The sequence below is a fragment of the Kitasatospora sp. NPDC001539 genome, from assembly GCF_040298565.1.
Lineage (GTDB): Bacteria > Actinomycetota > Actinomycetes > Streptomycetales > Streptomycetaceae > Kitasatospora.
The window spans coordinates 1-23,491 of the sequence record NZ_JBEPAK010000104.1; the positions used below are offsets into that span (position 1 = coordinate 1).

Below are 23,491 nucleotides of genomic sequence, written 5' to 3' on the forward strand. Positions count from 1 at the left end.
GGGCCGGTGTGCGACGGCACCCGGCCCCGGGGGCCCGCCGTTCGGCCGGTACCGTGAACACGCCCGGAGACCGGTACCGCGCACCCCAGGCCCGCGCGACCGGCCAGGGGCAGTACCACGGCAGAGGCGTCCGGCAGGGGGAGTACGACGTGACGGCGGAACCGGCGGTCACGCCGCACCGGACGCCACCCGCGGGCGGCGAACCCGACGAGGCGGCCCGGCAGCTGTACCTGGCGATCATCGCCGAAGGCGGACGCATCCCGTTCACCGACGTCCCGGAAAGCGAGCGCGACGCGCTCCGGCAACTCCTCGACATCGGCCTGGTCATGGCCAACCGGATGGACCACTGCTACACCGCCGTCAGCCCGCGCTCGGTCAGCGACCGCGTCGGCGCCGAACTGCGCAGCGCGGCCACCCGCCTGCTGGTCCGCGCGGAGAACCTCCCCGGCGCCCTGGACACCCTCACCCGCGCCTACGACGCCATGCCCCGCCCGTCCGGCCGCCCCGGCGGCGCGGTCTACGTCGAGGGCCACGTCCACATCCGCCAGCGGATCTCCCAACTGGTCTCCGACTGCCGCTCCGAGGTGCTCACCGCCCAGCCAGGCCACCGGCCCGCCGACACCCTGCAGATCGCCCTCGCCCAGGACGTCCAACTGCTCCAGCGCGGCTGCTCGCTGCGCACCATCTACCAGCCGGTCGCGCTCGCCGACCCGCCCGCGCTCGCCTACGCGGAGGAGGTCACCCGGCACGGTTCCCAGATCCGCGTCCTCGACGAGCCCTTCCAGCGGCTGATCGTCTTCGACCGCAGCGTCGCCGTCATCGCCGCCAACGACGACAACAGCACCGCCGCCTTCATCAGCGACCCGGCCGCCCTCGCCTTCCTGATCGGCGCCTTCGAACGCGACTGGGCCCGCGCCGACACCACCGAGGCCGCCGCCTGCCTCGGCCAGGGCCCCGCCCGCACCATCCCCGACCGGGTCGGCCGCCTCCTCGCCCGCGGCCTCACCCAGCGCGCCGTCGCCACCCGGCTCGGGCTGAGCGAACGCACCGTCGCCGCCCACATCTCGCGGCTGCGCGACCGCTACGGCGCCCAGACCCTCTTCCAGCTCGGCTGGCTGATGCGGGGCTCCCGCGAGGACTGACGGACCGGGCCCGGCGACGCGTCCGGACGGGACGCCCGGCAGACGAGAGGAGAACGACCATGACCGACCGCAGCCTCGCCCTGCTCGACGAGGCCGCCCGCGAGCTCTACCGCGCGATCCTGCGCGAGGGCGGCCGGATCCGCATCGCCGACATCCCGCAGCAGGACGCGGAGACCGTCCAGGCGCTGCTGGAGCTGGGGCTGCTGAAGCCGTACCTGTCGGACGGCTCGCTCAGCGCGATCAACCCGCGCTCGGTCTCCGCCCGGATCGCGGCCGACCTGCGCACGGCCGGGACCCGACTGCTGGTGCAGGCCGAGGAGGTGCCCGACCTCCTCGGCGGCCTCACCAACGCCTACGACGCCGCCCCTCGGTGCCACGACCGCGACCGTACGCGGACCAGTCGGGTGGTCGTCGGGGCGAAGGACATCCGGCACCAGATCGCCAGGCTCACCGAGGAGTTGCGCAGCGAGGCGCTCTGCCTCCACCCGGGCGGTGCCCGGCCGGCGGAGGCCGCCGATGACATCGTGGACCACGCCCGGCGCTACGTGGCGTCCGGCGGCGTGCTCCGCACGGTCTACGAGGCGTCGGTGCTCTCCGACGGCCCGTCGGTCCGGCTGGCCGCCCGGCTGACCGAGCTCGGTTGCCACCTCCGGGTCCTGGCGGTGCCGTTCACGAAGATGATGGTCCTCGACCGGACGGTCGCGGTGATCCCCGCCGCGCCGGACGCGAGCAGCGCGGCCTTCGTCGAGGACCCGATCGTGGTCGACTTCCTGGTGAGGAGCTTCGAAACGCACTGGCAGCAGGCCGAGCGCGTGAACTGGGCGGCACTGACGGACGGTTCGAACGAGTCCGTGACCCGGGAGCAGGTGGGCCGCCTGCTCGCCCGGGGACTCACGCAGCGGGCGATCGCCAGCCGCATGGGGCTGAGCGAGCGGACCGTCGCCGGTCACATCGCCCGGCTGCGCGAGTCCTACGACGCGCAGACGCTGTTCCAACTGGGCTGGCGGATGCGGGGAGCCCGGACGGGGGAGTCCGGTGGGCGAGCCCCCGTGGGTCCTGCTCAGCCGGTGGCGGCGCCGGTCGGCCAGTAACCGGGGAGGGCGGACTTCTGCCGGGGGACGTTGAACTGCTCGCCCGGGGCGGTCCAGAAGCCCTCGCGGAGGGAGAGCGCCATGCCGGCCCAGTCGAGGGCGGTCTCCACCGTGTGGTTGAGGGCCTCCTGCGACCAGGTGTCGTCGAAGACCAGCGGCAGGACGGGGGCGACCTGCTCGATGGTGGCGATCAGGGGGTTGTGGGTGATGGCCTCGTCGACGAGCAGGACGATCGGCTTCCGCAGGGCCGAGGCCCAGCCCAGCTCCAGGCTCACGCCGGCCGAGAGCGGCGCTCCGATGTAGGCGAAGACCAGGTCGGCGGACTGCAGGGCGCGGAAGTCGGAGGGCACCCGGGGCTCGGGGGCGCGGCCGGCGACGGTCCAGGCGTCGCTGTGGTGCGCGCTGTACACGGCGGCCCCGCTGCGGAGGAGGGTGGTGCGGAGCGTCGTCAGCCGCGTCCGGCTGGCGAGGGTCACCACGCTGTCCGCGGGACCGGTCAGGCGCATCAGCGGCGCGGCCAGGAACACGCGTGCACGCCGGCCCTCAGGGGCCTGGCTGTCGTGGTGACGCAGGTAGGGCTCGGTCATGTCGACTCCGGGGAAAGGCCGACCGGGTGGGGATGCGGTGCCGGTAGGCGCTGCGGTTGGTTGCTGCTTCGGAAAAGTCGAAGAGATCAGCCGGATATTTGACAGTACAGCGGCAAGTTTGCCTTTTCGCCGCACCATCGGGGACGAAATGATCGTCTATCAGCGGTTGCAGCCCCGTCCAGCGTCCCGCCCTGTCATCTGGATGACTGGCAGAGAGATGACGCTCTCTGTGGAGTCGGGGAGATGACACCGCTGTGAGGTCTGCGGCATCATGTGGACGCTAGTGCTATTAGATCCAGCTCACGGAGCTCTTGAGAGAAGGAGGGGTGGGTCCGTGTCCCCTATGTACCGACTCGTCCGCACGGTTGCGCTTTCGGTTGTCCTCGGCGCGGCTGTGCTGGCTGGGGTTCAGGCTGTTGTCGGCAGCGAGCAGGCCGGCGTCTCCACGACCGCGGCGGTTTCGGTGAGCGACGACATCCACTGGTGAGGCCTGGCCGGTTGGGGCATCGGGACCTGAGGGTGAGTCCGTGCCGCACTGACGGCCCGGCCGAGGTGCTGGAAAAGCCGCTCCTTTGAGGGAGCGTTTCCTACGCGTCTTCTTCTCGCGGGGAGCGGCCTAGCACATAGCCGAGTTGGAAGAGGGAGTCGACGTTGTAGTCCTCCCTCATCTCGGCGATATGCCGGGCGAGCGTCCGCTCACTGATGCCGAGCCGCCGCGCTATGACGCGGTGGTTCGTTCCGGAGAGCAGGAGCTCGATGATGGTCTGCCGGAGTTGCGACACGACCTGACGCGGGACCGTGCGGTCCCCCTCGAACTCGAGCGCCCTGTTCCAGCTCCGCTCGAAGACCTCCTCGGCGAGGAAGTTGATGACGGCGGGGTCGTAGATGAAGGCGGCGATGGTGTCGCCCGCCACGGGAATCACCGCCAGCTTCCGATCGACCACGATCAGCCTGGTGTACGGCTCGTCGAGGGTGCGGAACTGCCAACCGGCCTTCGCCAGCTGGGCCACGTAGTCCCTGGTCGGCTGGTGGTAGCGGGTGCTCGCGTGGTAGATCGTCCGCATCGACGCGCCGTGCCGGAGCATGTCGAGATCGCGGTCCAGGAATGCGGTCAGCAACTCGGCCGGGCGCGGTCCGCCCGGTTGCATGGCGAGTCCCTCCGTCCATCCGCTGGCCGCGGATTGCTGGAGCCGTTGATTGATCAGGGCGCGGCCCCGGACGTATTCGATGGGACCGCCGGATTGGTTCGGTGCGTGGAAAGCCTCGGCGAGTTCGCTGAGCTCCGTCGGCAACGCCACCGCGCGGGACAGAAGGTCGAGCGCCTGCCGTTGCCACGTCGAACTCAGGCTTGCCGACAGCTGTGTCGGGTCGACGGCGAAATAGGCGTCCGGCTCTTCGTTGTCGAGAATTAGCAGCCCGAGGTCCAGCAACTCCTGGAGGGCGGAATCCTCGCCGGAATCGCAGGCATTCCGGCTCAGCCGACCGCTCTCGCTCACGGCCTTCAGATAGAGCGTGCGGGCATCCTCCGACAGGACGCGGAGTCCGCCTGGCGCGGCACCTGCTCCTTCTCGCCCACTCATTCTTGGTCTCCCTGTGTTGACCGGACAAGTTAGTCAACGCGACGGATGGCTACTGCAGCAAGGATCTTATGCGGCTTGCAGGATCCGGTCGGAGTCGTCCCAGGTGGCGATCGCCCCCCTTGCCGCAGCACTCTCTCACCACACGCCAGCCGCCGGCACCCCCCGAACAGGAGGGAGCCGGCGGCTGGCGGAGCAGGCGGGCCCGCGGGTCAGCGCTTGGGGCGCCAGACGACGAGGGCGCTGGACTGCGGGGTGGGGGGCTGGTACGGGACGAGGTCGCGGCGGTAGGACGCGTGGACGGCGGCCTCGCGCTGCTGGAGCGCGGCGGCGGCGCCCTCGAGGGAGTCGACCAGTTCGGTGATGCGGGACTGGAGGGCGGCGACCTGGTTCTCCAGCTCGATGATCCGCTTGATGCCGGCCAGGTTGATGCCCTCGTCCTGCGAGAGCCGCTGGACCTCCCGCAACTGCTGGATGTCGCGGGCGGAGTAGCGGCGGCCGCGACCGGCGGTGCGGTCGGGGCTGACCAGGCCGAGGCGGTCGTACTGGCGCAGGGTCTGCGGGTGCAGGCCGGACAGCTCGGCGGCCACCGAGATGACGTACACCGGGGTGTCCTCGGTGAGCACGTACTGCGGCGGCGCGGTGGCGGCGCGCCGGGTGCGGCGGGGGCCGTCGCCGGGCAGGCCCTCGCCGAGCCCGGGGCCGATCGGGCTGTCGGGTGTCATCGAGTCGGGGTTCATCTGGTCGTCACGCTCCCTTCGCCGCCCGGAACAGGGCGGCTCGTGGGTCGTCGGAGGCGGTGGCCTCGCGGTACTGCTCGAGGGCGTTCAGCGCGTCGCCGGTGACGTGCTGCGGCACCACGACCTCGACGGTGACGAGGAGGTCGCCTCGGGTGCCGTCCTTGCGGGTGGCGCCCTTGCCGCGGGCGCGCATGGTGAGACCGTTGGCGCTGCCCGGGGGCAGCTTGAGCTTGACGGTGGGGCCGCCGAGGGTGGGCACCTCGATGGTCGCGCCGAGGGCGGCCTCGGGGAAGGTGACCGGGACGGTGACGGTCAGGTTGTCGCCCTTGCGCCCGAAGACCGGGTGCGGCTCGACGTGCACGGTGACGTAGAGGTCGCCGGGCTGGCCGCCGCGCTCGCCCTGGGCGCCCTTGCCCTTGAGCCGGATCCGCTGGTCGGCCTGGACACCGGCCGGGATGCGGACCTGCATGGTGCGGGCCGAGCTGGCCCGGCCGCTGCCGTGGCAGTCGGTGCACGGGTCGTCGACGATCATGCCGCGACCGCGGCAGTCCTTGCACGGCTCGGAGAGCGCGAAGGCGCCCTGGCCGCGGCTGACGGTGCCGGCGCCGACGCAGGTCGGGCAGACCCGCGGGGTGGTGCCGGACTTGGCGCCGGTGCCGTTGCAGGTCCGGCAGGGGGCCTGGCTGGTCATCCGCAGCGGCACGGTCGCGCCGTCGACCGCCTCCTCGAAGGAGAGCGTCACCTCGGTCTCGACGTCGGCACCGCGCCGGGGCTGGGCCTGCCGGGCGCCGCCCCGGTTGAAGAGGCCGCCGAAGACGTCGCCGAGGCCGCCGCCGCCCTGGCTGCCGCTGAAGAGGTCGCCGAAGTCGAAGCCGTAGCTGCCGGTGCCGGGGCCGCCGGTGCGGAAGCCGCCGTTGGCGAAGAGGCTGCGGGCCTCGTCGTACTCCTTGCGGCGCTTGTCGTCGGAGAGGACGTCGTACGCCTCGGAGATGTCCTTGAAGCGCTCCTCGGCCTTGGCGTCGCCCTTGTTCGCGTCCGGGTGGAACTCGCGCGCCAGCTTGCGGTACGTCTTCTTGATCTCGGCGGCGGTGGCGTCCTTGGGCACGCCGAGGACCTTGTAGTAGTCCTTCTCGACGAAGTCCTTGCCGCTCATGCGCCCACCTCGCTGCGCCCGGCAGCCGCTGAGCGGTCCGCGCACCCCTGGATGGTTCGCTCGCTGCGCTCGCTCACGGCTCCCGCCACCTCCCGATGTCCATCGTCACTGTGCTGTCAACAGCCGCTGGAAGAAGAGCCGTTGACAGCGCGCTGCGGAGCCGGCCGCTCGACTTGCCGGCGTTCGACTCCGCAGCGCACTGGTTGTCAGCTGTCACAGGTTGTCAGCTGTCCGAGCCACCGTCGGACTCGTCCGTGTCGGCGGGCTTCGCCTCGGCGTCCGGGGCGGACGTCGTCTGGGTGCCCGGCTGGGGCTCCGCGACGGCGACCATGGCGGGGCGGATGATCCGCTCGCCGATGCGGTAGCCGGGCTGGAGGATCTGCACACAGGTGTCCACGGTGACGTCCGAGGAGTAGCTGTGCATCAGTGCCTCGTGCTGCGTCGGGTCGAAGGGCTCGCCCTCCTTGCCGAACTGCTGGAGGCCCAGCTTGGCGACGACCGTCTCCAGGGACTCGGCGACGGACTTGAAGCCGCCCGTCACCTCGCCGTGCTCGCGGGCGCGGCCGATGTCGTCCAGGACGGGGATCAGGGACTCCAGGATGTTGGAGACCGCGATCTCGCGGACGGTCAGCCGGTCGCGCTCGACCCGCTTGCGGTAGTTCTGGTACTCGGCCTGCAGCCGCTGCAGGTCCCCGGTGCGCTCGGCCAGCTCGCGCTTGGCCGTGGCGAGCTCGTCGGAGCCCTCGCCCGCACCCGCCGAGGCGGCTTCCTCGGCCGCCTTGATCACGGCTTCCTCGGCGGCGGAGTCGTCGCCGGGCTTGCCGCCCTGCGGCTTGTCCGTCATGCCGACGCACCGCCCTTGGGCTTCTCGTCGTCCACGATCTCGGCGTCGACGACGTCGTCGTCCTTCGCCTGGGCGGACTCGCCGGCCCCGGCCGCACCGGCGGCGTCGGCGTTGGCGTAGAGCGCCTGGCCGAGCTTCTGGGCGGTGGTGGAGACCTTCTCCGAGGCCTCGCGGATCTTCGCGATGTCCTCGCCCTTCAGGGCCTCCTTGAGCTCACCGATGGCGGTCTCGACCTCGGTCTTGACGTCGGCCGGGAGCTTGTCGGCGTTGTCGGCGATGAACTTCTCGGTCGAGTAGACGAGCTGCTCGGCGGAGTTGCGGGTCTCCACGGCCTCGCGGCGCTTGTGGTCGTCCTCGGCGTACTGCTCGGCCTCGCGGCGCATCCGGTCGACCTCGTCCTTCGGCAGCGAGGAGCCGCCGGTGACGGTCATCTTCTGCTCCTTGCCGGTGCCGAGGTCCTTGGCCGCGACGTGCATGATGCCGTTGGCGTCGATGTCGAAGGTGACCTCGATCTGCGGCAGGCCGCGCGGCGCCGGCGGCAGGCCGGTCAGCTCGAACATGCCGAGCTTCTTGTTGTAGGCGGCGATCTCGCGCTCGCCCTGGTAGACCTGGATCTGGACGGACGGCTGGTTGTCCTCGGCCGTCGTGAAGATCTCGGAACGCTTGGTCGGGATCGTGGTGTTGCGCTCGATCAGCTTGGTCATGATGCCGCCCTTGGTCTCGATGCCGAGGGACAGCGGGGTGACGTCCAGCAGCAGGACGTCCTTGACCTCGCCCTTGAGGACACCGGCCTGGAGCGAGGCGCCGATGGCGACGACCTCGTCCGGGTTGACGCCCTTGTTGGCGTCCTTGCCGCCGGTCAGCTCGCGGACGAGCTCGGCGACGGCCGGCATGCGGGTCGAGCCGCCGACCAGGACGACGTGGTCGATCTCGGAGAGCGAGATGCCGGCGTCCTTGATCACGTTGTGGAACGGGACCTTGCAGCGCTCCAGCAGGTCCGCGGTCAGCTGCTGGAACTGGGCGCGGGTGAGCTTCTCGTCCAGGTGCAGCGGGCCCTCGGCGGAGGCCGTGATGTACGGCAGGTTGATCGAGGTCTCGGAGGACGAGGACAGCTCGATCTTGGCCTTCTCGGCGGCCTCGCGCAGACGCTGCAGGGCCATCTTGTCCTTGGACAGGTCGACGCCGTGGCCGGCCTGGAAGACCTTCACCAGGTGGTCGACGACGCGCTGGTCCCAGTCGTCACCACCGAGGTGGTTGTCACCGTTGGTGGCCTTCACCTCGACGACCCCGTCGCCGATCTCCAGCAGGGAGACGTCGAAGGTGCCGCCGCCGAGGTCGAAGACCAGGATGGTCTGGTCGTCCTTGTCCAGGCCGTACGCCAGGGCGGCCGCGGTGGGCTCGTTGACGATGCGCAGGACGTTGAGGCCCGCGATCTCGCCGGCCTCCTTGGTGGCCTGGCGCTCCGAGTCGTTGAAGTACGCCGGGACGGTGATGACGGCGTCGGTGACGGTCTCGCCCAGGTACGCCTCGGCGTCGCGCTTCAGCTTCTGCAGCACGAAGGCCGAGATCTGCTGCGGCGTGAAGTCCTTGCCGTCGATGTTGATCTTCCACCCGGTGCCCATGTGGCGCTTGACCGAGCGGATGGTGCGGTCGACGTTGGTGACCGCCTGGCGCTTGGCCACCTCGCCGACCAGGACCTCGCCGTTCTTCGCGAAGGCGACGACGGACGGCGTGGTCCGAGCGCCCTCGGCGTTCGTGATGACGGTGGGCTCGCCACCCTCCAGAACGCTGACGACCGAGTTCGTCGTGCCGAGGTCGATGCCGACCGCGCGTGCCATCGTAGGTACCTCCACGGAAGAGTTGAGCTTTACAGGCTCAAGGATGCACGACCCGTCCGGGGCCGTCAACAGCTTTGAGTGCAGGCGGCTCAACTTTGCTGAGCCGAACGGTCGGGCGCCGGAGCCCGGAGGCGGGCGGAGGTCGGCCGCCGGCCGGTCGGCCCGCCGGATTCCGAATCGGGCTCGATCGGGTGCGGCGCGTGGGAGTCACGTGACTGCCGCCATAGCTTGGGAACCTTCTGGTGGCCTGTTGTTGACAGGTAATGTCCGGGCCGTCGGCCCGGAAAGTTACCGACCAGTACACTCACTTCAGAAAACCGTGGAACCACAGACCCTGCTGAACCGCAAGCCGCAGGAGACGGAGAGCCGATGCAGCTAGCAGCGATCGTCATCTCGCTGGTCACCTTCGTGATCGGCACCGCGCTCGCCCTTCGTGCGGCGTGGCACATCTTCCGGGTGGTGCTGACCGGCTCGCCGGACTCCACCCGCTTCGGGAAGCCCGCCCAGCGGGTGAGGACCGTGGCGGTCGAGTTCATCGGCCACACCCGGATGAACCGCTGGGGGATCGTCGGCATCGCCCACTGGTTCGTCGCCGTCGGCTTCTTCAGCCTGGTGCTGACCATCGTCAACGCGATGGGCCAGCTCTTCGACGCCGAGTGGGAACTGCCGGTCATCGGCCACTGGATGATCTGGCAGCTCTTCGTCGAGCTCGTCGGCACCCTGACCACCCTGGGCATCGTGACCCTGATGGTGATCCGGCTGATGAGCCTGCCGTCCAGGTCGGGCCGCAAGTCCCGGTTCGCCGGCTCGATCGCCTGGCAGGCCTTCTACGTCGAGTACACGATCCTCGGCATCGGCCTCTGCATCCTGATGCTCCGCGCGCTGGAGGGCGCCCTGGCGGGCGTCGACTCCTACGGCCCCGAGCACCTGGTCTCCTACCCGATCGTCTCCGCGCTCAGCGGGCTGTCGCACGGCACCCTGGAGAACCTGGTCTACCTGTTCGCGATGCTGAAGATCTGCATCTCGTTCGCCTGGGCCATCACCATCGGCCTCAACCCCTCGATGGGCGTGGCCTGGCACCGCTTCCTCGGCTTCTTCAACATCTACTTCAAGCGCGAGGAGGACGGCGGCACCGCGCTCGGCGCGCTCCGCCCGATGACCAGCAAGGGCCAGCCGATCGACTTCGAGGACCCGGCGGAGGACGCCGTCTTCGGCGTCTCCCAGGTCGAGCACTTCTCCTGGAAGGGCATCCTCGACTTCTCCACCTGCACCGAGTGCGGCCGCTGCCAGTCGCAGTGCCCCGCCTGGAACACCGGCAAGCCGCTCTCCCCCAAGCTGCTGATCATGAGCCTGCGCGAGCACGCCTACGGCAAGGCGCCGTACCTGCTGGCCGGCGGCGGCAAGGACATGGAGGGCACCGAGCAGGCCACCGCCGAACAGCTCAAGGACGTCCCGGCGGCCGCCCTGGCCGAGGCCGACCGCCCGCTGATCGGCACCGCCGAGGAGAACGGCGTCATCGACCCGGACGTGCTGTGGTCCTGCACCACCTGCGGCGCCTGCGTCGAGCAGTGCCCGGTGGACATCGAGCACGTCGACCACATCGTCGACATGCGCCGCTACCAGGTGATGATCGAGAGCAACTTCCCGACCGAGGCCGGGACGATGCTCAAGAACCTGGAGAACAAGGGCAACCCGTGGGGCATGGCCACCAAGGCCCGCCTCGACTGGGTCAAGGAGCTCAAGAAGGAGACCGGCATCGAGGTGCCGGTGATCGGCGAGGACATCGACCCCGCCGAGGTCGAGTACCTCTACTGGGTCGGCTGCGCCGGCGCCCTGGAGGACCGCGCCAAGAAGACCACCAAGGCCTTCGCCGAGCTGCTGCACACCGCGGGCGTGAAGTTCGCGATCCTCGGCAAGGAGGAGACCTGCACCGGTGACTCCCCGCGCCGCCTGGGCAACGAGTTCCTGTTCCAGATGCTCGGCGCGCAGAACGTGGAGACCCTGAACGCCGCGCTGGAGGACGCCCCGACCAAGCGGATCGTGGCCACCTGCCCGCACTGCTTCAACACCATCGCCAACGAGTACCCCCAGCTCGGCGGGCACTTCGAGGTGATCCACCACACCCAGCTGCTCCAGCACCTGATCGACGAGGGCAAGCTCGTCCCGGTCAACCCGGTCGAGGGCCTGATCACCTACCACGACCCCTGCTACCTGGGCCGCCACAACAAGGTCTACAGCCCGCCGCGCGAGATCATGGACAAGGTCCCCGGTCTGCGCCAGCAGGAGATGCACCGGCACAAGGAGCGCGGCTTCTGCTGCGGCGCCGGCGGTGCCCGGATGTGGATGGAGGAGCGCATCGGCAAGCGGATCAACACCGAGCGCGTGGACGAGGCGCTGTCCCTCAACCCGGACATCGTCTCCACCGCCTGCCCGTTCTGCCTGGTGATGCTCTCCGACTCGGTCAACGGCAAGAAGAACGAGGGCGCGGCCAAGGAGCACCTGAAGGTGGTCGACGTGGCCCAGCTGCTGCTCGACTCGGTGAAGGCGACCCCGCCCGCCGCGGCCGAGGACGAGCCGGCGACCGTCGGCGCGTAGCGACCGCTGTTCGACAGTTCTGCTACAACCGCCCGGCCCGGTGGACGCACCCAACGCGCCCGCCGGGCCGGGCCTTTCGGCGCCACGGCCGACGTCCGGGCGCACGCCGGGCGGACGGCGGGTGACGCCGGTCGCACGGCCGCCGGACTGGCATTCGGTCGGAAGGAAATACAGTAGGCGCCGGACCGGCTGCGAGGCCGGTCGGCCCGTTCCGAACGGGTCGAGAACACCGACGGAGGTACGGCCCACCGGGCCGGGCCGCAGAGACCACAAGGGGAACAGCGCAGACCATGACCGAGGCGATCATGCTCGTCGGTGGTAAGGGCACGCGACTGCGTCCGCTGACCACCCACACCCCCAAGCCGATGCTGCCCGTGGCGGGTGTCCCGTTCATCGCCCACCAGCTGGCCCGCGCGGCCGCTGCCGGGGTGACCCGCGTGGTGCTGGCCACCTCGTACCTGGCCGAGGTGTTCGAGGACCACTTCCAGGACGGCACCCCGTACGGCATCGAGCTGGTCTACCTCACCGAGCGCGAGCCGCTGGGCACCGGCGGAGCCATCCGCAACGCCGCTTCCGGCCTGACCTGCGGCCCCGACGAGCCGGTCCTGGTCTTCAACGGGGACATCCTGTCCGGGCTGGACATCGCCGCCCTGCGCGACGGCCACGTGGCCGCCGGGGCCGACGTCACCCTCCACCTCACCCGGGTCGAGGACCCGCGGGCCTTCGGCCTCGTCCCGACCGACGCCGACGGACGGGTGCTGGAGTTCCTGGAGAAGCCGGAGACGCCGGAGCAGATCGTCACCGACCAGATCAACGCCGGCTGCTACGTCTTCACCCGGTCCGTCATCGACCGCATCCCGGCCGGCCGGGAGGTGTCCGTCGAGCGCGAGACCTTCCCCGAGCTGCTCGCCACCGGTGCCCTGCTGCGCGGCGTCGTCGACACCTCGTACTGGCTGGACCTCGGCACCCCGGCCGCGTTCGTCCGCGGCTCGGCCGACCTGGTGCTCGGCAAGGTCGACTCCCCGGCCGTCCCCGGCCCCACCGGCGACGCCCTGCTGCTGCCCGGCGCCACCGTCCACCCGCGCGCGGTGCTCAGCGGCGGCACCGTGGTCGCCGAGGACGCGGTGATCGAGGCCGGCGCGATCGTCGAGGGCAGCGTGATCCTGCCCGGCGCGGTGATCGGCCCGGACACCCTGGTCAAGGACTCGATCGTGGGCGCCTTCGCCACCGTCGGCGACCGCTCGGCGCTGGACGGCGCGGTGATCGGCGACGGCGCGATCGTGGAGTCCGACAACGAGCTGCCCAGCGGCGTCCGGATCGCCTGCGGCACCCTGCTGCCGGTCGGCGCGGTGCGCACCTCGGCCGGTCCGGGCGGCTGCCCGGCCGGCACCACCGCGGCCGCCGCGGTGCACGGGCCGTCGGTCACCGCCCAGCGGTAGCGCCGCCGGCAGGGGCCTCCGGCCCCGTTCGTCTCAGGCTCGCTGCAAACCGGCCCCGGCTCCGTCCGGGGCCGACGTGCGCTGGGCCGGACGGGTACCTTCGGAGCGTGGCTGGTAATCGATACGACAGGGGTCAGGGCGCCGACCGCCCGCACGGCGGGTGGTCGCCCGCTCCGCCGCCGGCGGGGGCGCCCGGGGGGTACGGGCAGCCGGACGGGCCGGAGTACTTCACGGCCCCGCACCCGACGGCGGCCGGCGGCCCGGCGCGGGCTGCCGCCGCTGCCGGCGCTGACGGCGCGCCGGGCGGCCCCGGCGGGGTGCCCGGTGGTGGCTACGACCCGTACGCGGCCGACCGGCCGGGCAGCACCCGGGCCTTCCCGGTCGGCGACCCGTACGGCGGACAGCCGCCGTACCCGGCGCAGCCCGGCCACGACCAGGGCTGGTACGGCCAGGGGCCGGACCACGGCGGCCACGACGGCGGCTACGGGGGCGGCCGCGACGGCGGCTACGACGGCCGTTACGAGGGCGGCTACGGGCAGGAACCGCCCTACGGCCCGGACTCGCACGCGTCGTACGGCCGGGAACCGCACGCGCCGTACGGCCAGGACAACGTCGCCGTCTACCGGGCGGGCGGCCAGTCCGCCCCGCACGTCGCCGGACCCCGCCCGCAGTGGCGCGAGCTGTTCACCGGCCTCCTCCGCAACCCGACCGCGATCTTCGACCGCACCCGCGACCACCAGGTCTGGCTGCCCGCGCTCACCGTCTCCCTGCTCTACGGCGTGCTCGCGGTGCTCGGCATCGGGCTGACCCGCGACGACATCGTCAACTCGACCTTCACCGTCGCGCTGACCGGCCTGCTGGCCGGCGCCGTCTGCTTCACCGTGGTCGGCGGGATCTTCGGCGCGGTCACCTACGCCCTGGCCCGCCAGCTCGGCGGCGACGGCCCGTGGAAGTCGACCGTCGGCCTGGCCGCGCTGATCGGCTGGCTCACCGACGCGCCCCGCCTGCTGCTCGACCTGGTGCTGCCCTCCGGCAGCGCGGTGGTCCAGGCCGTCGGCTGGGCCACCTGGATGTTCTGCGCGTACCTGCTGACCGCCATGGTCCGCCGGGTGCACGACCTGCCCTGGGGCAAGGCGGCCGCCGCCGCGGCGGTGCAACTGGTCGCGCTGCTGGTGCTGATCAAGCTGCCGACGCTGGGCTGAACGGCGGCAGGCAGAATGGTGGGCGGGCCGGGCCGCAAGGCCCACGGCCCGCCCGCCCTCGTTCCGCCCCAGCCAGGAGCCAGCCATGCCCCTCCCCACCACCCACGTCAGCTTCCCGGCCGGGGCGGTGACCGGAGAGTCACCGGTGCTCGCGGTGCACCAGCTGGAGGACGGCCGGTACGCGGTGGTGACCGAGTCGACCCCGTTCCACCCGCTCGACCACACCTGGCCCGACCAGCCGGCCGACCACGGCACCCTGACCGTCGACGGCACCGAGCTGGCCGTCGTGGACTGCCTCACCGGCGCGGTCGGCCCGGACGGCGGCGCGCCGCTGGTCGGTGCCGACATCCCCGTCAAGCGCGGCGACGAGGAGTGGTCCTGGCTGGTCCTGCACGTCCTGGACACCGACCCGGGCGACCTCACCGGCCGTACCGCCGTCCTCGCCGTCGACGCCGAGCGCCGCGCCGCCCTCAGCGCCTCGCACAGCGGCTGCCACCTGCTCGCCCTCGCCCTGAACGCCGCGCTCGCCCCGCGCTGGCGCAAGGATCCGGGCCGCTCGGACGCCTTCGGCAACCCCGACTTCGACAGCCTGGCGATGGCGAGCTCGGTGATGGACACCCACGCCAGCACCGACACCTACCGGCTCGGCAAGTCCCTGAAGAAGAAGGGCTTCACGGTGGACGCCACCGAGGAGTTCCCGGCCCTCGCCGACGCCCTGCCCGCCCTCACCGAGGCCGTCAACGCCCGGCTCGCCGCGTGGGTCGCCGCGGACGCCCCGGTCCGGATCGAGGTGCCCGGTCCCGAGCTCACCGCCCGCCGCCAGTGGCACTGCGAACTGCCGGAGGGCCCCGCCGAGATCTTCTGCGGCGGTACCCACCTGCACCACCTCGGCGAGCTCGCCGAGCTCCGCACCGAGCTGCGGCTCTCCGAGGACGGCACCGAGCTGGTCGCCGTCACCAGCCCCAAGCGGGCCTGACGAACGCCGCGGGCGGCCGCCCCCGTCGTGGGGACGGCCGCCCGCCGTGCGTGCACTCCGCCGGGATCAGACCTCGGTGCGGTGGAAGTTCAGGTACGAGCGGGACGGCGTCGGACCGCGCTGGCCCTGGTAGCGCGAGCCGTAGCGCGCCGAGCCGTACGGGTGCTCGGACGGCGAGGACAGCCGGAACAGGCACAGCTGCCCGATCTTCATCCCCGGGTAGAGCTTGATCGGCAGCGTCGCGACGTTCGACAGCTCCAGGGTCACGTGACCGCTGAACCCGGGGTCGATGAAGCCGGCCGTGGAGTGGGTGAGCAGGCCCAGCCGGCCCAGGCTCGACTTGCCCTCCAGCCGGGAGGCCACGTCCTCGGGCAGCGTGATGACCTCGTACGTCGAGGCCAGCACGAACTCGCCCGGGTGCAGGATGAACGCCTCGTTGCCCTCCGGCTCGACCAGCCGGGTCAGGTCCGGCTGCTCCTCGGAGGGGTCGATGTGCGGGTACTTGTGGTTCTCGAACACGCGGAAGAAGCGGTCGAGGCGCACGTCGATGCTCGACGGCTGGATCATCGCCGGGTCGTAGGGGTCGATGACGACCCGGCCCAGGTCGATTTCGGTCCGGATGTCCTTGTCAGAGAGCAGCACGGTTCGAGGTTACGTGCACGACGGGGCCCCGGACGAATCCGCCCGGGGCCCCTCGTGTCCGTCCGACGGCCGTCAGGCCAGGAACTCCGCGGCCTCCATCCGCATCGCCCGCGCCAGTTGCGTCGTCGAGAGCTCCTGCACGTCGGCCAGCACCGAGCTCCGGAGCCGCCCGCACTGCGGACAGCGGATCAACCGCCCGGGCCCGAGCCGCCCGGGGCCGAGGTTCTGCATCGGGAACGTGGTGGTGCTGAACAGGTGCCCCTCGGCACAACGAACGACGGCGCGCTGCTCCATCGGTCCCCTTCCCATCCCTAACCCAGTACTCACCCGTACTCATCGCGCCCCGGCGGCCAGGCCCCGGGACAGCGTCACATTAGGGGATGTTCCGGACATTCCTCACCATGGCTCGCCGCCCCGAACCCGCACCCACCGGAGCACCACACGCGGCCCAAACAGTACGCCCCCCGCCCACCCCCACCCGGCTCCGCCACGTCCTCGGACCAGCCGTGCAACCACAGTCACGGATGGGGTACAGTGGCACCGGATCGAGCGGTCTCTGACCTCTCATCAGGCGGGCGTAGTTTAATGGTAGAACATGAGCTTCCCAAGCTTAGAGCGCGAGTTCGATTCTCGTCGCCCGCTCCAGCAGTAAAGGCCCAGCTCAGGGGCATGATCCCCGAGCCGGGCCTTTTGCGTTTCTGGGCTCCCGTGCCCCCTGCGTGTCTCTACGGTCGGTCGGGCGGTGTCGTGCCCCGACCGAGAGCATCGTTGATCGCGGTGTCCATGCCGTCCGCGATCTTCTTGTCCCGCTCGCTGGTCGCGTGCTGGTAGATCAGCGCGGCCCGGACGGAGGCGTGCCCCATGCGGGCCATCAGCTCCTTGAGGCTGGCCCCGGTGGCGGCGGCCAGGTTGTTGCCGGTGTGCCGCAGATCGTAGAAGCGGAAGCCCGGCATGCCCGCCTTCGCGCGAGCCTTCCGCCAGATTCGCCCGAAGGTGGTCCGGCGGAACGGGGCGCCCTTCTCGCCGACGAACAGCAGACCCTCATCCCCCTTCTCGGCGAACAGCTCCAGGTGCAGCCGGACATCCGGCAGGACGGCGGCCGGGATGGTCACGACCCGCTTGCCCGCTTCGGACTTCGTGTCGCCGAGAGCCCGCCGGCCGGTGTTGAGCTCGGGGGCGGCGAGCCGGACGCGAACCGTACCGGCCAGGAGGTCGATGTCCTTGCGCCGCAGCTCGGCCAGCTCCTCCGGGCGGAGCGTCGTGAAGGCGGCGAGCAGGACCATGGCACGCCAGCGCAGCCCCACGTACTCGGCCAGCTCGTAGACCTTCTCGATGCTGGCGACTCCGCGCTCCTCGGCCGACTCCTTGCCCGCGCCCTTGATCCGGCACGGGTTCCGGCGGATCAGCTCGTCATCGGTCGCGGTGGCCATGATGGACTTGAGCAGGCGGTACGCCTTCGCGGCCGTGGTGTGCTTGCCAGTGGCCCGGAGTTCGGCCCGCCAGGCGCGGACGAGCGGAGGCGTGATCTCGTCCAGGTCGAGGGCGCCGAAGGTCGGTTCGAGGTGCAGCCGCAGCAGTCGGCGGTACAGCTCCAGGGTGGTCGGCATCAGGCCGCGCTCGGTGATCCATGCATCGGCGTACTTGCCGAAGTTGACCGCCCCGGCGTCGGGGTCGCGCCAGTCCTTCTTGCGGATGCTGGTCTGCATCTCGGCCAGCCAGTCGTCCGCGTCGGTCTTGGTCTCGAAGGTCTCGGGCGCCGGCCGAAGGACGCCGGTCGGGTCGAGGTACCGGGCCTGAAAGCGACCGGACGGGAGCTTGCGGATGCGGCCGAACTGCCGCCGCTTGCTTGCCACTTAGGCCACCGCCCGCAGTCGACGGGACCGGGGCTGAACGGTGTTGGCGGCCACGTACTCGGCTAGGGCCGCTTCCGTGATGCGCACGTGGCGGCCGACCTTGACGAAGGCGATCCGGCGTTCAGCGACCAGGCGCCGAGGGAATCGCTCCCCGCTGGTCTCCCAGGTGCCGAGGCGTTCGGCAACCTCCTTGACGGTCAGCAGACGGCCCATGCTGCGTCCTCCCCCTCTCGCGCGAGTTGTGCGCGCATCTCCTGTCGGTCGGTGGTGTGTCGTTCGTGCAGGTCCCGGGCGATCGAGGCGACGAGCATCGACTCACCGGGGGAGTTCCCGGCGCCGGCGAAGGCCCAGTGGGCGACGACCAGTGTCTCGGCTTCGGGAAGGTCGTCCAGGTCGGGCAACCCTTGGGCGAGGAGCCGTTCCCGGAGTTCGGTGCGGGCCTGGTCGGCGCGGTAGTCGGCGCGGACCTGGCGGAGGGCGCCGAGGGTGGTCGAGTAGGTGGGGGACTTGCTGGAGAAGTGGCCGCGGAAGCCGAGCATGTGGGACCAGTGGGCGAGCAGGCGGCCGGGGTAGTGCCGGTCGAGGTCCCAGCAGGCTTCGATCAGGCGGCGGGTGTGGGCGGGTAGGTCGTGGCGGTCGAGTTCGTGGCGCTCCAGGATGCGGCGGTCCACGGTCTCGGTGGTCTCGGCGGACTTGGTGGCGTACTTGGCCACGTACGAGGCGACCGCTTGCTCCGTGATCTCCCCACCGGCGAAGGCGCCGATCGGGCGCACATCGACCTGCGTACCCCACTCCAGGACGCGGGCAGGCTGGTCACCCCCGGCAGCAACAGGGACTCCGGCGCGGCGGGCGGCAGCCCGGATGGCGGCGTCCAGGAGCGCGACGGTTGCCCACGCGGGCGGGGGTGTGCCGGGGCCCTTGGGACCGTCGATGCGGATCACGGCGTGGAAGTGCACGGCGCCCCGGCGCTGGTACTCGGCGACCTTGCCGAACGAGATCTTCGCCTGCTCCTTGAACTCGTGCTGGTACAGCCCGGCCATCTTCGCCATGACCCGGAACAGGTAGATGGTGAAGCGGCGCCACAGGTCGGGGGCGTGGTTGTTCCACAGCACCGCGTGCCCGTAGTCGTACCTCTCCGGGTCCAGCGGGGTGCCCAGCAGGGGCGAGCCCTTCGGATGCTCGAAGCCGCACCGGCAGGTGCCCTTGTCGGGCCGGTTGTGGACCGGGCCGAACGAGGGGGCCGTGAGCGTCACGAAGACCCGGGGGTGCGAGCGGACCGAGGTGGGCACGCCCTTGGCGGTGTCTCCGGCGAGTCCGGCTCGGATCAGGTGGAAGGTGTCCGCCGAGTACGTCCGAGCGCAGGACGGGCAGCGGGAGGAGCGCCGGTTGCCGCAGGCGACCTTGAGACGTCCACCAGGTTCGTGGTCGGTGGAGTAGCGGTGCCAGACGGCGCCGGTCGGGGCGTGGGTGAGGGTGCGGAAGCCCTTGAGGTGGATCGGGTTCGAGCAGCCACCGGTACGGCGTAACTGGTCGTGGAGGCGGGGGAGGTCTCCCCGGGAGGCGAGCCGGGTCAGGTCCGCGAGGGCCAGCCGGTTCGCCCCACCGGGGAGAGTCGGGGCGTGGGTCACGCCGCCACCGCCAGGAGGGGCCGGGCGTTCGCGCCGTGCTCCGGGCAGGGGCGGAAGAACGGGTCGCCGTCGGTGAAGTCGTTCAGCGGGACCGGGACCCAGCCGGTGTGGCCGTCGTTCTCGTCCCACACATCCACGTGGCACGGGCAGGCGCCGTACTGGCCGTAGAGGTGGGTGCTGATGCAGTCGCACGGCACCAGGGCGCCGGCGGTACCGGACAGGGCGCCGTCCAGATCCACGACCCGCAGCGACCCGGAGCATGCCGGGCACGCGTCGTCGGCGACAGGCACGGGGACGACGTGGGCCGGGCAGGACACGAAGTCGCCCAGCGCGGCCCGGTACTTCGGCGGGACCGGGATGCGACCGGTTCCGGCGCACAGGCAGTTGGCGAGAACGAGACCGACGATGGTCGCAGCGGGCATGATGGAAGCTCCCTTGAAAGAGGGGCGAAGGGGACGACGCGCGGCTTGGCGGTTGAGCGTCGTCCCCGCTGCATGTGCTGGCGGCGGCGTGTTCAGCGGCCACACAAGGTGGACCGCCTGGGACTTATAGGTCAGCTACATGGGCCGACCTTGTGCACTCATGTACATGAGTGACTGATAGAAGAGTGCCCGAGTCCTGTACATGAGTCAACCCGCCGCGAGAAAGAATCTCGGGACGGGTTGCGAGAGTTGATTGAGAGTCAGTCGCGCGCGGCGAACCGGTAGTCCAGTACGAACTGATCAGCGGCCATCACCGTGTCGCAAACCTCGACGACCCGGCCGCCGTCGGTCATGGCATCGCGAACAAGATGGATCACGGGAGCCCCCGGACTGAGCGCCAGGGCCGACGTCTCCGGCTTGGTCGCCAGGCGAGCGCGAACGGTCTCCGTGAACTCCGCGAGCGTGTGGCCGTGCTCCTCCAGGCGGGCGTAGATGCCTCCACCGCCGGGGTTCTCGGCGAACATCTCCGGGATGTCCTTAACCACGTCCCAGGGCAGGTACGAGGTGGCTTCCTCGGTAGGTACACCATCCCGGAAGTACCGACGCTTGCGAGCGAGTACCTTCGCGCCAGCGGGGACACCCAGCCGCTCGGCGATCTCGGCAGGGGCATCGGCGGGGCCGACGAAGAGCACTGTCACTGAAGGGGTTCCACCGGACTGCTCCGCCTCGGCAAGGTAGGCCGCCTTACCGGCCTTCCGATGGGCCCGGCGGAACCGATCTGAGGACTTTCGTTGCACTGGCGGGCGGGATCGAACGAAGGAGCCCCGTCCGTGGTGCGTCTCGATGAGCTGAGCTGTCCGAAGCTCCGCAATGGCCTTTCGCACGGTGCCGGAGGCCACGCCGTAGCGCTCCATCAGGTCGGCTTCACTGGGCACCGAGGCCCCGGGAGCGAGAGTCCCGGACTTGATCTGGGCAGCCAGGTCATCCGCGATCTGGAGGTACTTGGCCTTGGCCGTCGAGGCCACCTCGTTGCTCGCCACAGTCCTACTCATCTCCTATGCTCCTGTACATGAGTAGCAGCCCCGCACCGAAAGCGTCAACGCCCCTCCACTCCGTGTCTGTAGCGGGGGCCGTGGTGCGTGAGGACGGGCGAGTCCTGGTTATCCAGCGAGCCGACAACGGCACCTGGGAACCCCCGGGCGGTGTACTCGAACTTGGCGAGACCGTGGAGGACGGCGTCCGGCGCGAGGTCTTCGAAGAGACCGGGCTGCTCGTTCGGCCGGAGCGACTGACCGGCGTCTACAAGAACATGAACCGGGGCATCGTGGCCTTGGTGTTCCGTTGCCGGGTCGAAGGCGGCCAGGAGCGGACCACGGACGAGGCGACGGCGGTCCGCTGGTTCACGCCTCAGGAGGTCCGGGAGAGCATGGGCGAGGTCTTCGCTGTGCGCATCCTCGATGCGCTGAGCGGCCCCGAGGGCGATGCCCCGCACATCCGGGCCCATGACGGCCGGAACTTGATCGGGTAGGGCCGAGGAGACGCTGCACGCGTCAAGCGCCCCAGGCGGGCGGTGTGGGGATGGGGATAGGTAGCAGGGGAGTTGGGGGGAGGGGGTGGGGTGGGAGGGTGACTGTTACGAGTTTCGCTACTGGTTCAAGGGCGCGCACAGCGCGCCAGCGCGCGGCCCTGCCGCTCGCCGTCGCTCCTGTCTGCGCCCCGCTTCGGCGGCGGCCGGCCGCGCACGCGAGCGTGCGGCCGGGGATGCCGAGATGTGGAGCCCGCCGGGTGGACAGCGCGGGTCAAGGCGAGGCTCCGCCGGGCCCTCCTCGGAGGGGACCGGGGGCAGGCGCACGGGTCCAGCTTCGTCGTGGTGGTCGTGGGCGGGTCGCGGGAGGCCCCCTCATCGACCGGACACCCAAGGGCGTACCCGGAACCTCCAGGGGCCGCCAAGGCCAAGCGCAAGCGTCACGGCCGTGAGCCTTGGCGGCCCCTGGAGAACCCGGGTGCGGCGAAGCTGCCCGATCGAGGAGGGGACCACCCGCTCAGGCACGGGTGTGCCGGCGGCGCCAAGCGTGGCCCCAGCCAGACGGGGCACCGGCAACGCTCTATCAGCCGCCTGCAAGCGGAGCGCCATTGTGGCGGAAGTCGCGTACCGTGCCTGCATGGAGAGCACATGGACCACGCGCGATCTCCCCGTGCTTGAGGCGATCGTCCAGAAGCGTGATGCTGCGTTCGGGCTCGAAGTGATCGACCTTCGGAGGCTGGCTGAGGACACCGGCTTCGACCTGGAGGATGTTGCCAGGGCAGCCGTTGCGCTTGAGGACGGCGGACTCATCGAGCTTCAGCGACTCATGACGGGCGGAGACCCAGGCCCGTGGCTTATCAGGGACGTGTCTGGCAGGGCTCGCCAGCTTGTTGGGCAGTGGCCGACCGCCGAGCAGTTCGCAGACGCTCTCGTCGGCCGGCTTGAACAAGCAGCCGAGGAGGAGAGTGACCCAGGCCGCCGCTCGCGTCTCCAAGAGGCGGCAAGGGCAGTCGGTGGCGCAGCACGGACAGTCGTCGTGGACGTAGCCGCCGCAGTCATCAGCAAGCAGTTGGGCGGGTGAGGGAGCGTGCCCCAGGCGTGCCCCAAGCGGCAGACAAGAGCGGTAAACCACGGTCAGATCCGGGCTGGAACCGAGATCCCCGAGCAGCCCATAATCCCAGGTCGCGAGCCGTGCCAGACCTGCAAGTTAACGAGATTCCCAAGCTTAGAGCGCGAGTTCGATTCTCGTCGCCCGCTCCACGGTAAAGCCCCAGGTCAGCGACCTGGGGCTTTCGCATTGTCTGGATCAGGATTAGCCATTCGCCGGTCCGTGCCCACGGCGGGCGGCCGCACCTTTGCGCCCCTGGGGCCAAGGATTCACTCAGGGTGCGCGGTCGTTTTTCGCCGCCCGTATTCCCTCGGCTCCGGGCACGCCTTTCACCTCGATTCGGTCGGGCGAGTCCGAGCCGCAGAGGAGCTGCACCGTGGAGGTGGGCGCGGGGGTGGGCGGAACTGTCCGTGGCCGGGTGCCGTCCAAGCAGTGACGGGATGCCTGCCCGGGGTGAATGCCGGGGGGAGTGCGGAGGGCCCAGTGCAGTCAGGTGGTGCCGAGGTGAACCTCGGGTGCGCGGGTGATTGTGGTGCGGGCTCTGCGGTCGCGCCGCAGTGGTGGCCGGTGCTCGCGCCGGGGGTGACGGCCGGTCAGCTGGACGCCGCGCGGAGGTGTGAGGCGCTGTTGGGGGACACCGTTGACGCCGTGCGGCCGGCGCTGCTCTGGCGGGTCGCGGGGCCCCGGGTGGGGGCGCGGTTGCCGCTGCCGGGGCGGGAGTCGGAGGCGCACTGGTACGTCGCCCGCGGCCGGGATCTGCTCACCGTCGTGTCGCCGTTCCGGTGGGTGGAGCTGGCGGGGGCGGTGGAGCGGCACTGGCGGCGCCAGGGGTGGACGATCACCTCGGTGAACGCCGGGCGGGACCGGCCGGGGGTGGCTGCCGTCACTCGGGACGGGTACCAACTGGCTTTGTTTTTCGGCGAGTTCGGCGAGGTGGCGGTGACCGCGGCTTCCCCCGGGGTGGCCGGCCCGGTCCGGCGGGCGGCCGGCGACGCGGCGCCGCTGCCGGAGGTGCACTGTCCGTACTGGAGCTCGCCGGTGTGAGGTGGGCGGGGGAGGCGTGGAGCGGGTAAGGACGACCGGGGCAACGTCCACGTCGAGACCAAGGGCTACAAACAGGACGGCACGC

At 70.9% G+C, this 23,491-nt stretch carries 21 protein-coding genes, 1 tRNA gene and 1 pseudogene; 10 read left to right on the plus strand and 13 right to left on the minus strand.

Going from position 1 to position 23,491, the window contains the following annotated elements; all coding sequences use genetic code 11:
* Positions 1-149 precede the first annotated feature (149 nt).
* Together ABT247_RS17810 and ABT247_RS17815 are read left to right on the plus strand one after the other, a co-directional pair.
* A complete protein-coding gene (locus ABT247_RS17810; protein ID WP_350743733.1) occupies positions 150-1,142 on the plus strand; it encodes a LuxR C-terminal-related transcriptional regulator in 993 nt (330 codons plus the stop codon).
* Between the two features lie 59 nt (positions 1,143-1,201).
* On the plus strand, positions 1,202-2,233 hold the full coding sequence (locus ABT247_RS17815) for a helix-turn-helix transcriptional regulator (protein ID WP_350743734.1): 1,032 nt from the start codon (positions 1,202-1,204) through the stop codon (positions 2,231-2,233).
* Here the strand turns inward: ABT247_RS17815 and ABT247_RS17820 are convergent.
* From ABT247_RS17820 to dnaK, 6 genes are all read right to left on the minus strand, one after another.
* Positions 2,203-2,820 (minus strand): hypothetical protein, encoded by a 618-nt coding sequence (locus ABT247_RS17820; RefSeq protein ID WP_350743735.1) that lies wholly within the window; start codon positions 2,818-2,820, stop codon positions 2,203-2,205. The two genes, ABT247_RS17815 and ABT247_RS17820, sit on opposite strands and share 31 nt — an antisense overlap.
* Positions 2,821-3,407: 587 nt before the next feature.
* On the minus strand, positions 3,408-4,400 hold the full coding sequence (locus ABT247_RS17825) for a helix-turn-helix domain-containing protein (protein ID WP_350743736.1): 993 nt from the start codon (positions 4,398-4,400) through the stop codon (positions 3,408-3,410).
* A gap of 209 nt (positions 4,401-4,609) precedes the next feature.
* Positions 4,610-5,137 carry a heat shock protein transcriptional repressor HspR gene (locus ABT247_RS17830; RefSeq protein ID WP_350743737.1) on the minus strand — a complete coding sequence of 176 codons (528 nt, stop codon included), beginning with the start codon at positions 5,135-5,137 and terminating at the stop codon, positions 4,610-4,612.
* A gap of 7 nt (positions 5,138-5,144) precedes the next feature.
* Positions 5,145-6,290 (minus strand): molecular chaperone DnaJ, encoded by a 1,146-nt coding sequence (gene dnaJ, locus ABT247_RS17835; RefSeq protein WP_350743738.1) that lies wholly within the window; start codon positions 6,288-6,290, stop codon positions 5,145-5,147.
* Positions 6,291-6,513: 223 nt separating this feature from the next.
* Positions 6,514-7,134, minus strand: a complete 621-nt coding sequence (grpE, locus tag ABT247_RS17840) for a nucleotide exchange factor GrpE (RefSeq protein ID WP_350743739.1) — start codon at positions 7,132-7,134, stop codon at positions 6,514-6,516.
* Positions 7,131-8,972: a molecular chaperone DnaK gene (dnaK, locus tag ABT247_RS17845; protein WP_350743740.1), complete on the minus strand. Its 1,842-nt coding sequence runs from the start codon at positions 8,970-8,972 to the stop codon at positions 7,131-7,133. The genes grpE and dnaK overlap by 4 nt, the downstream gene beginning before the upstream one ends.
* A 369-nt stretch (positions 8,973-9,341) precedes the next feature.
* Here dnaK and ABT247_RS17850 point away from each other — a divergent pair, with 369 nt between their 5' ends.
* The 4 genes and pseudogenes from ABT247_RS17850 to ABT247_RS17865 all read left to right on the plus strand — a co-directional run bounded on the left by ABT247_RS17850 (position 9,342) and on the right by ABT247_RS17865 (position 15,184).
* Complete coding sequence (locus ABT247_RS17850; RefSeq protein ID WP_350743741.1) at positions 9,342-11,567, plus strand: (Fe-S)-binding protein; 2,226 nt, start codon at positions 9,342-9,344, stop codon at positions 11,565-11,567.
* Positions 11,568-11,857: 290 nt separating this feature from the next.
* Positions 11,858-12,931 (plus strand): annotated as a pseudogene (manB, locus tag ABT247_RS17855) (mannose-1-phosphate guanylyltransferase); the annotation flags it as partial.
* A 182-nt stretch (positions 12,932-13,113) separates the two neighbouring features.
* Positions 13,114-14,208: a Yip1 family protein gene (locus ABT247_RS17860; RefSeq protein WP_350743742.1), complete on the plus strand. Its 1,095-nt coding sequence runs from the start codon at positions 13,114-13,116 to the stop codon at positions 14,206-14,208.
* Between the two features lie 85 nt (positions 14,209-14,293).
* A complete protein-coding gene (locus ABT247_RS17865) occupies positions 14,294-15,184 on the plus strand; it encodes an alanyl-tRNA editing protein (RefSeq protein WP_350743743.1) in 891 nt (296 codons plus the stop codon).
* A 66-nt stretch (positions 15,185-15,250) separates the two neighbouring features.
* Here ABT247_RS17865 and dcd read toward each other — a convergent pair whose 3' ends face one another.
* Both dcd and ABT247_RS17875 read right to left on the minus strand, forming a co-directional pair.
* Positions 15,251-15,826: a dCTP deaminase gene (gene dcd, locus ABT247_RS17870; RefSeq protein ID WP_350743744.1), complete on the minus strand. Its 576-nt coding sequence runs from the start codon at positions 15,824-15,826 to the stop codon at positions 15,251-15,253.
* A gap of 72 nt (positions 15,827-15,898) precedes the next feature.
* Positions 15,899-16,120 (minus strand): hypothetical protein, encoded by a 222-nt coding sequence (locus ABT247_RS17875; RefSeq protein WP_350743745.1) that lies wholly within the window; start codon positions 16,118-16,120, stop codon positions 15,899-15,901.
* Between the two features lie 277 nt (positions 16,121-16,397).
* Between ABT247_RS17875 and ABT247_RS17880 the strand changes: the two genes are divergently transcribed.
* Positions 16,398-16,471 (plus strand) — tRNA-Gly (locus ABT247_RS17880).
* Positions 16,472-16,551: 80 nt separating this feature from the next.
* Here the strand turns inward: ABT247_RS17880 and ABT247_RS17885 are convergent.
* The 5 genes from ABT247_RS17885 to ABT247_RS17905 form a co-directional block, all read right to left on the minus strand.
* Positions 16,552-17,679 (minus strand): tyrosine-type recombinase/integrase, encoded by a 1,128-nt coding sequence (locus ABT247_RS17885; protein WP_350743746.1) that lies wholly within the window; start codon positions 17,677-17,679, stop codon positions 16,552-16,554.
* A complete protein-coding gene (locus ABT247_RS17890) occupies positions 17,680-17,892 on the minus strand; it encodes an excisionase family DNA-binding protein (protein WP_350743747.1) in 213 nt (70 codons plus the stop codon). It abuts the gene before it with no gap.
* Positions 17,877-19,307, minus strand: coding sequence for a replication initiator protein RepSA (repSA, locus tag ABT247_RS17895; protein ID WP_502892462.1), 1,431 nt, complete (start codon positions 19,305-19,307; stop codon positions 17,877-17,879). Before repSA ends, ABT247_RS17890 begins: the two co-directional genes overlap by 16 nt.
* A complete protein-coding gene (locus ABT247_RS17900) occupies positions 19,304-19,729 on the minus strand; it encodes a hypothetical protein (protein ID WP_350743748.1) in 426 nt (141 codons plus the stop codon). Before ABT247_RS17900 ends, repSA begins: the two co-directional genes overlap by 4 nt.
* A gap of 260 nt (positions 19,730-19,989) precedes the next feature.
* The gene (locus ABT247_RS17905; RefSeq protein WP_350743749.1) at positions 19,990-20,769 is read right to left on the minus strand and encodes a GntR family transcriptional regulator; all 780 of its coding nucleotides are present in this window, start codon (positions 20,767-20,769) and stop codon (positions 19,990-19,992) included.
* A gap of 17 nt (positions 20,770-20,786) precedes the next feature.
* Between ABT247_RS17905 and ABT247_RS17910 the strand changes: the two genes are divergently transcribed.
* The 3 genes from ABT247_RS17910 (at position 20,787) to ABT247_RS17920 (ending at position 23,406) form a co-directional block, all read left to right on the plus strand.
* Positions 20,787-21,257 carry an NUDIX hydrolase gene (locus ABT247_RS17910; RefSeq protein ID WP_350743750.1) on the plus strand — a complete coding sequence of 157 codons (471 nt, stop codon included), beginning with the start codon at positions 20,787-20,789 and terminating at the stop codon, positions 21,255-21,257.
* Between the two features lie 634 nt (positions 21,258-21,891).
* The gene (locus ABT247_RS17915; protein ID WP_350743751.1) at positions 21,892-22,335 is read left to right on the plus strand and encodes a hypothetical protein; all 444 of its coding nucleotides are present in this window, start codon (positions 21,892-21,894) and stop codon (positions 22,333-22,335) included.
* Between the two features lie 654 nt (positions 22,336-22,989).
* A complete protein-coding gene (locus ABT247_RS17920; protein WP_350743752.1) occupies positions 22,990-23,406 on the plus strand; it encodes a hypothetical protein in 417 nt (138 codons plus the stop codon).
* Positions 23,407-23,491: the final 85 nt, after the last annotated feature.